The 7,780-nt window shown below is 74.2% G+C and carries 6 protein-coding genes; 4 read left to right on the top strand and 2 right to left on the bottom strand.

The genetic code is table 11. From position 1 onward, the window contains the following. The first annotated feature begins 511 nt into the window (after nucleotides 1-511). A complete protein-coding gene (locus tag RIN80_RS21540; protein WP_309097266.1) occupies nucleotides 512-910 on the top strand; it encodes a DUF5994 family protein in 399 nt (132 codons plus the stop codon). Between the two features lie 33 nt (nucleotides 911-943). Here the strand turns inward: RIN80_RS21540 and RIN80_RS21535 are convergent, their stop codons facing one another. Continuing rightward, nucleotides 944-1,426 carry a DUF5994 family protein gene (locus tag RIN80_RS21535; protein ID WP_309097268.1) on the bottom strand — a complete coding sequence of 161 codons (483 nt, stop codon included), beginning with the start codon at nucleotides 1,424-1,426 and terminating at the stop codon, nucleotides 944-946. Nucleotides 1,427-1,721: 295 nt separating this feature from the next. Between RIN80_RS21535 and RIN80_RS21530 the strand changes: the two genes are divergently transcribed. Together RIN80_RS21530 and RIN80_RS21525 are read left to right on the top strand one after the other, a co-directional pair. After that, the gene (locus RIN80_RS21530) at nucleotides 1,722-2,066 is read left to right on the top strand and encodes a hypothetical protein (protein ID WP_309097265.1); all 345 of its coding nucleotides are present in this window, start codon (nucleotides 1,722-1,724) and stop codon (nucleotides 2,064-2,066) included. Nucleotides 2,067-2,701: 635 nt separating this feature from the next. After that, nucleotides 2,702-3,028 carry an ATP-binding protein gene (locus tag RIN80_RS21525; RefSeq protein ID WP_309097264.1) on the top strand — a complete coding sequence of 109 codons (327 nt, stop codon included), beginning with the start codon at nucleotides 2,702-2,704 and terminating at the stop codon, nucleotides 3,026-3,028. 34 nt (nucleotides 3,029-3,062) lie between these two features. Here the strand turns inward: RIN80_RS21525 and RIN80_RS21520 are convergent, their stop codons facing one another. Next, the gene (locus RIN80_RS21520; protein WP_309097267.1) at nucleotides 3,063-4,394 is read right to left on the bottom strand and encodes a phosphatase PAP2 family protein; all 1,332 of its coding nucleotides are present in this window, start codon (nucleotides 4,392-4,394) and stop codon (nucleotides 3,063-3,065) included. A gap of 296 nt (nucleotides 4,395-4,690) precedes the next feature. On the opposite strand from RIN80_RS21520, the gene RIN80_RS21515 reads away from it, so the two are divergent. Next, nucleotides 4,691-7,756 carry an FG-GAP-like repeat-containing protein gene (locus RIN80_RS21515; protein ID WP_309097263.1) on the top strand — a complete coding sequence of 1,022 codons (3,066 nt, stop codon included), beginning with the start codon at nucleotides 4,691-4,693 and terminating at the stop codon, nucleotides 7,754-7,756. Nucleotides 7,757-7,780: the final 24 nt, after the last annotated feature.

Raw genomic sequence — 7,780 nt, 5'->3', positions numbered from 1 at the left:
ACGGCCGGGCCCCAACGGGGCAACGGAGTACGGTGGACGAACCGAGGGCATGTCGCACACCGGCTTCCGCGCCGGTCTCGTCCTCGGTGCGACACACTCGCCGGAAGGCCCGCCGCACCGCGAGGTCTCCCGAGACAGGTCGGCACGATGCCCTCGGCCCCCCAGTCCGTCAGCGTTCCCCCGCCGCGCCCCTCGGCGCCGGTGTCCTCCCCTCCCGTCCGCCCTCCTCGGCCCTCCCGCCTCCGCCCGGGCGGCGGGACCGGCGCCGGGCGGGACCTTCGTGCCGCCGGCCCGCGGCCGGAACCCGACCCGCGCGGGGCCGTACTGCTGTTCTTCACCACCGGGGCCGTCTCCCCCTGGCGCGGCGAGCCCGTGCGTCCGGCCGGCTGACCGGCGGGGACGCGACCGCACCACCACCGCCCGGCCGCGCCGTACCCGTCGACCGGCTCAGCGGCCGGGGACCGCCGCGCCCGGCCCGAACCAGACGCCTCACCGGCCCGAAGGACTCGTCGTGACCACCACAGCACCACCGTCACCGCCCACCGGCCCTCACCTCCGTCTGCGCCTCGCGCCCGACAGTCCGCTGCCGCGCCGGCTCGACGGTGTGTGGTGGCCCCGCTCCTACGACCTGCCGGCGGAGCTGCCGCAGCTGCTCGCCGGGCTGCCGCGCGCCTGGGGTCACATCGCCGGCGTCACGGTGAACGGGGCGGCCTGGTCGGCGGCACCGGACCGGATGCTCGTGTGCGACAAGGTCGTGCGCCTGCGCCAGGTCGCGGCACGGCATGCCCCGGGCACCATAATCCTGCTCTCCCCCGGCCACGGCCGCTGGGACCTTCTGGTCGTGCCGCCCGACACCGCCGAGGAGGACGCCGGACCGCTCATGACCACCGCGCTGAGCGCCCGCCCCTGACGGTGGACCGGCCGGTGGCGGTGCGGGCGCCCCTCACCGGACCGCGCTCCCGGGCCCTCCGGTGTCGAGGAGGATCTGTTCCGCCCCGGTGAGGTTGCCGCTTCGGACCGCCTGGGCCATGGCGGCGTGCGCGGCCTCGGGCGTCGCGTCCGGCGGGACCACCAGCAACGAGAGGATGTCCTCGTCCGCCCTGGTGATCAGCACGGTGTCGTCACCGACCGCGAACGAGTCGATGTGCACCACGCGGTCGTCGACGACGATCCGCGTCGGGAGCCCTTCCCAGGCCGCGGTGTCCAGCCCCACGCGGACGACGGGACCGAGGTGTGCGGTGAGGGCCCTGACCAGGGCGGGCAGCTCGGCACCGATGTCCCGGGACCGCGGCCACCACGCCCCGTCGAGGACGCCCTCGCGCGACTCGGTCGTCTCCAGCCGGAGCAGCGCGCTCCCCGGCCGCACGCCGGAGGGGCCGGCACTCGGCTCAGGGCGCGTTCGAGGGGGTGTGTCGGAGTCGACCATGATGAGCCGCCCGTCTTCGAGGTTCGGCGTGTCCGGGGAGCCTGGGAGGGGATCGGAGGGTGCCCTCACCACGCTACTCCGTGTGGCGGGGGGAACGGGGATCCGACGGATCCCGGCGGCCGGCGCCCGCACCACGTTGACACGGATCATCGCCGGACGTTGACTGGCAGCAGGGCGCAGGGCCGTGAAGGGCAGGGCCGGCCGGGTCTCCGGCAGCCCGAAGCAGGACCGCCGGGAAGGCCGAGGGCGTCTTCGGGCGGCGACCCCCATCTCGACGGAAACGGTGCACACGACGATGTACGACCAGACACGCGCCCAGCAACCCGCCGACCGGACCCCGGGCGCCGCCGGACGCCGCGCCCAGGGACCGGAGCTGCTGCTCCCGCCCGCCGAACGGGACAGGATCGCCCAGCGCCTCGGACATGCCGTCAACACCTTCGCGGACGCCCCCGGCGAGGCCCTGGCGGAGGCCGAGAGCGCTTTCGACGAAGCGACCGCGGCGCTGGTCGACGCCCTGGCGGAACGGCGGCGCGTCCTGCGCGCGGCCTGGCAGGACCAGGACACCGAGGCCCGGTCCGCCGAACTCCGGGTCGCCCTGCGGGAGTACCGGGAGATCACCGGGCGGCTGCTGCGCACCTGAGCGGCGCGGCGCCGCAGCCGCGCGCCTTCCGACGGCCGCCGCCGCTCGTCCGATGCGCGACGGCGGCCGTCCGAGGCTCCCCGCGCGGCCGATGCCCCTGATCGGGTGCGCGACCGGGAGCCGTGAGCCCCGCATCGGACCGTGCGACGGCACGCGGGAGGTGACCGTGCCGGTCTCGCGACGAGGGGAAGCGGGAGGAGGCGAGCACGGAAGCCGCCCACGGCGGGCGACGAGAACTGCTGCTCGCGAAGGTGGCGAATCGGTCCTTGCCCGGGCTCGGGCACGGGCAGCCCCCGGGCTGCCGAACGGCGTGCGTTCCGGACCGGAACCTGTGCACGGCGGACTGCCGCAAGACTAGGTGCACGTGCTCCGGGTGAGAACCCTTCGGCGGCAGTGGCCCGGACACCGCCTCACCCGTTTCCGGTTGGCGATCACAGGCCCGGGGCATCACGAGGGGGCAGGCCCGGCCGGACAGGACGTTCCGCGGCCGGGCGAGCGGTCACGGCCAGGGTGGTCGGGTGACCCAGGAGGGGAAGTGATCCGCCATGCGTACGCATCGGCGTACCCATCGGCGTTCCGCACGAGTCGAGTACCACCTGCCGGACGAGGCCCAGTCGGCGCGCAGGGCAAGGACGTTGACCGCGCAGTTCCTGGCCCGGCCGGCCCTGCGGGCGACGGGACTCGACGCCGAGCACATCGGGGACGCGGCCCTCATCGTCTCGGAGCTGGTCACCAACGCCACGCGGCACGGGGGCAGTTGCCGCCTGTGCCTGCACGTGTCCGAGACCCAGGTGACCGTCGAGGTCTACGACGGCAGCCCCGGGCGGCCTGACGTACGGCCGCTGACCACGTGGAGCGAGAGCGGGCGGGGCCTCGCCATGGTGCGGTGCCTGGCACAGCGCCTCGACATCGCCCGGGTCGCCGGGGGCGGCAACAGAGTGCGCGCGGTGCTGGCCCTGTGACCGGTCCGGGCGTCGCACGGCGCCCCGGCGGCGTTCAGACCGGCTCCGGCTGGGGTTCGGGGCGGTGGGCGGGGGCGGGGGCCGGGTCCCAGCGTTTCGTCGTCCGTATGTAGCCGTAGATCACCGACGTCATCGCCAGGATGAGGAGCGGACCGGATATCTCCGGGTACCGGGCCATCTCCATCGGCAGGTAGCGGTACGAGAGGAGCAGCGCGAGGAAGATCGTCGTGCCGTAGGTGACCAGCTGGAGGCCGGAGCGGTCCCAGCCGCGGTCGGCGGCGCGCAGGGCCCCCTCGACCGTGAGGGCGAAGACCACGCCGGCGATGAGGTCCACGCCGTAGTGGTAGCCGAAGCCCAGGGTCGCGGTGAGGGTCGCGGCCAGCCAGAACGTGCCCGCGTAGCGGAGGAGCCGGGGGGCCCTGCGGGTGTGGAGGTAGATGGCGAGGGCCCAGGCCGTGTGCAGGCTGGGCATGCAGTTGCGCGGGGTGATCCCGTCGTAGGTCATGGGGAGCGGGGTGGTGACCGGCGGCAGGGTGTGGGGCCACAGGTCGGCCACCGCCCATTCCACGCCGCCGGTGCCGGAGGCGCCCGGGCCGTAGGCGAAGACCGGGCCGACGACCGGGAAGATCATGTAGACGCCCGGGCCGAGGAGGCCGATCAGCAGGAACGTGCGGACCAGGTGGTGGCGCGGGAAGCGGCGCTCGGTGACGACGTTGCGCAGCTGGTAACAGGCGACGACGACCGCGGCCACGGCCAGTTGCGCGTAGACGAGCTGCAGCAGGTGCGGGCCCACGGGGGCGGTGGCGTCGAGCAGCCGGCCCACCAGCCACGACGGGTCGCCCAGGGCGTGGTCGGCGGTGGCCACGTACTGGTCGAGGACGGTCGGGCGGGTCTTCGACGTGATGAACAGCCAGGTGTCGCCGATCTTGCGGGCGGCCACCAGCAGCAGGCCCAGGCCGACGCCCTTGAGGAGCAGGACGCGTTCGGGGCCGGTGCGGCGGGTGAGGGCGACGACGGCGGTGCCCAGCATCACCCACAGCGCGCCCGTGCCGAAGGAGACGCCTTCGGGTATCTCGGCACCTGCCGCCCAGCGGACGAGCGCCAGGACGGTGTCGGTGCCGAGCGCCACGCCGGCCGCGAGGAACCGCTGCCGCCAGGTCAGCACCACCATCATCAGCGCCAGACCGCCGTAGAGCGGGCCCGACTTGGGGGCGAGGACCAGGGCCTGCAGCTGGTTGGTGATCGGGCCCGGTTCGCCGTAGTGGCGGGCGGCGGCCTCCAGGGCGACGAGGAACCCGCACACCACCACACCCGCCGCGGTCCACAGCACCGCGCGCCCGTGGCGCCAGGCGCCCCACGAAGTCATGCCGCTCATCCGCGAAGACACCCGCGATGCTCCAGTTTTTGATCGTTTGATGAGATCGAACATGCTATCGGAGGGCCGCCTCCGGGTGGCCGGAACGGCGGGAACGGCCGCAACGGAGCGACGAGGACAGCACGCGGCTTCCGCAGTCGATCATGAACCGAACAACTGCTACGATCCGGCCACTCACCTGGGGGGGTGTCCGAAACGCCGGCGACGCAGGCGCATGACCTGCGGCGCTACGGCGCGCACACGCCTGCCCCCCCCCCGCCATGCCTACATCCCCGGAGAGGTCCTGCATGGGCAGACGCGCGCTCGTTCGAGGCGCCACCGCCGTCGCCGTTTCCCTCACGCTCGCCGCCGGTCTCGGCTCGCTCACCGCCGGGAGCGCGCACGGTGAGACGGTCGCCGGAGAGGTGATCGTGCCGGCCACCACGGCCGCCGTCCCCTGGACGAGCCTGCTGAGCGCGGGACCCTCCGGGTTCCTCCGCTACGAGCAGGGGCGCGGTCACCTCTGGACGAGCTACGACGGAGCCGACACGGTCGTCGACGCGTCCGGCTGGGACTCGTACGGCACCACGGCCTCCGGCGCGGGCACGGACGTCGTCGCCCGCTACGACCAGACGGCCAGGACCGTCACGCTGCGCGACATGACCTCCGGCGAGGTCCGCGAGGTCGCCCTGCCCGACGGGCACACGTACTTCAGCACCCTCGGGTCGACGGTCGTGACGACCACGGGGACCGCGGGCACGAGCACGGTGCTGCATCTGCTGGACCCGCGGGACGACGGCTCGGTCGCCGACCGCACGGTGACGGGCCTGCCCTCCGGCAGCCACCTGTGGCACTCGTCGCTGGGCGACGCGCACGGGCAGATCGTGCGGTACCGCACCGGTGACGACGAGTTCACCGGCTGGCTCGACCTCGCGCAGGGGCGGCTGACGACGCTGCCGTACGAGGTGAAGGCGTGGTACTCCCTCGTCGCGCTCAGCGCCACCCACCTGGTGTGGTGGCACAACGGCACCCTGTTCACCGTCCCGCGCGCGAACCTGACCGGCACACCGCGGACCATGCCGCTCGCCGATGTCGGGCAGGTGCTGGGCCTGGTCGGCGACTCCGTCATCGTGTCCCGGTACGACGCGTCCTTCGGCCGCAGCAGCACCCACCTCCCCGTCTGGCGGGCCGACGCCGTCCCGCTCGACGGCTCGGCGCCCCGGACGATCCTGGCCCGGACGTCGCGGCAGGCCATGCCGACCCCGGACGGCGGGCTGCTGCTGCCGGGCGGCGCCGACCCGGACCACTGGGGCGTCTCCCTCGTCGAGGCGGCGGCGGGCGGCGGGGTCACCGTGCGCCGGGTCGCCGACGCGAACCCGCGGCGGGCCGCCCACACGGTCTCCCGGCTGACCTACGCCCAGGGCCTGCTGACCACGGTGGAGGAGGACCCCGCCGGGGAGTGGACGTATCTGCACACCCGGGAGACCGGCGTGACCGGCTCCCCCACGGCGGGCACGCGCACCAAGCGTGGCCGCCTCGACCTGGTGCCCTACGGCGATGCCGGCCCGCGCCTGGCCGACACCGGTGACGGCCGCACGATCGTCTCCGGCTACGGCGAGGACACCGCCGCGCAGCCCCGCCTCCTCGGGCCCGCCCAGTCGCTGCCCGGCACCCGGATCGACAGCTCCCGCAGGTACGAGCCGGTGACCGCCGCCAGTGGCCGGTTCGCCGCGCTGACCGGTTCCCACGACAGCGCCGAGGCGGGGCAGACGCGGGTCGTCGACCTCGACTCCGGGCGCACGGTGTACGCGACGACGGAGCGGGTGGAGGCGCTGTGGGGCACCACGGCGTGGCTGTCGTACGGCAGCGGCGGCGTGATCCCGGTCGACCTGCTGACCGGGCGCGAGGGCGAGCCGGTGTCGTTCGGGCGCGGGTGCCTGCTGGAGAACTTCCAGGCGGTCGGCCACCTGCTGCTGTGGCACTGCGTGCTCAACTCGGAGGGCCTGGGCGTCTACGACACCGTCACGAAGCAGAAGACGACGCTCGTCTCCGGCGACGTCTGGGGGCAGGCGCAGCTCGGTGACGGCTTCGTCGCGCTGTCCGACGAGGGGCAGCTCAAGGTGATCGACGTGCGCGGCGGGACGCCGGTGACGCGCACCGCCGGTGCGTTCGAGGGCAACGCCTACCACACCTGGGACGTCGACCCGTACACCGGCGTGATCGCGCAGCTGCGGTCCGACAACTCCGTCCGCCTGACCCCCAGCGGCGTCCCCGTCTCGCCCCTCGTGCAGCGGGACGCCACCGTCGCCGCCTCGGTGGACGTCAAGGGCGGTGCGGCGCAGTGGGCCCCGAAGTGGTGGCTGAACAAGCCGGCGGCCTCCTGGCAGCTGGTGATCGGCAGCAAGGCCACCGGCAGGGCCGTGCGCACCCTCTCGGGCGGTCAGGCGCGCGGTGTGGTGGCCCCGGCGTGGAACGGCAAGGACGGCGCCGGACGGCTGGTGCCCAACGGCGCCTACACCTGGACGCTGACCGTCACCCCCGCCGACGGGCGGGGCGCGGCGCTGACCAGGACGGGCACGGTCAAGGTGACCGGCGCGGCGCCGGCGTGGCGCGACTTCACCGGCTCGGACGGCTTCGGCGAGCTGCTGACGCTCAACGGCTCGGGCGGGCTGACGTACCAGTACGGCACCGGGACCGGGGTGTTCACCGGGAAGACGACGGGCTCGGGCTGGCCGACGACGGTGAAGGCGGTGCCGTTCGGCGACCTCGACGGGGACCGGTGCAACGACGTGCTGGTGCGGTTCGCCGGCGGGGCGCTGCGCGCCTACCGGCCGGGGTGCGGCAAGGCGGTGACCCCGTCGACCGCGTACACCTCGCTGGGCACGTCCGGCTGGACCCAGTACGACGTGCTGACCTCGCCGGGCGACGTCAGCGGTGACGGGCGCGCGGACCTGATCGCCCGCCAGGCCACGACCGGGGACGTGTACCTCTACAAGGCGACGAGCACGGGGAAGCTCGCCACGCGGGTGAAGATCGCGTCCAAGTGGACGGGCTACAAGAAGGTCCTGGGCGCCGGCGACCTCAACGGCGACGGCCACGGCGACCTGCTCGCGCAGGACAGGTCGAACGAGCTGTGGCGCTACGACGGCACGGGCGCGGGCGGTTTCAAGGCCCGGGTGAAGGTGTTCGACGACTGGGGCGCGTCCTACGACACGGTCGTGGGCGTCGGCGACCTCACCGGCGACGGCCGGGCCGACCTGGTCTCCCGCGACTCCTCGGGCAACGCCTGGCGCAACAACGGCAACGGCAAGGGCACCTTCGGCGGCCGCACGAAGATCGCGACCGGGTGGCAGGGGTACAAGGGGCTGTTCTGACGGCGGTCATCGCCCCGGCCCCCC

This window comes from Streptomyces sp., assembly GCF_031181705.1.
GTDB lineage: Bacteria > Actinomycetota > Actinomycetes > Streptomycetales > Streptomycetaceae > Streptomyces.
This window is presented reverse-complemented; position numbering and strand designations above follow the sequence as displayed.

Coding starts and splice junctions, on each gene's coding strand:
- RIN80_RS21530 (WP_309097265.1), top strand. CDS start 1,722: ATGTACGACCAGACACGCGCCCAGCAACCCGCCGACCGGACCCCGGGC.
- RIN80_RS21535 (WP_309097268.1), bottom strand. CDS start 1,426: ATGGTCGACTCCGACACACCCCCTCGAACGCGCCCTGAGCCGAGTGCC.
- RIN80_RS21520 (WP_309097267.1), bottom strand. CDS start 4,394: ATGACTTCGTGGGGCGCCTGGCGCCACGGGCGCGCGGTGCTGTGGACC.
- RIN80_RS21515 (WP_309097263.1), top strand. CDS start 4,691: ATGGGCAGACGCGCGCTCGTTCGAGGCGCCACCGCCGTCGCCGTTTCC.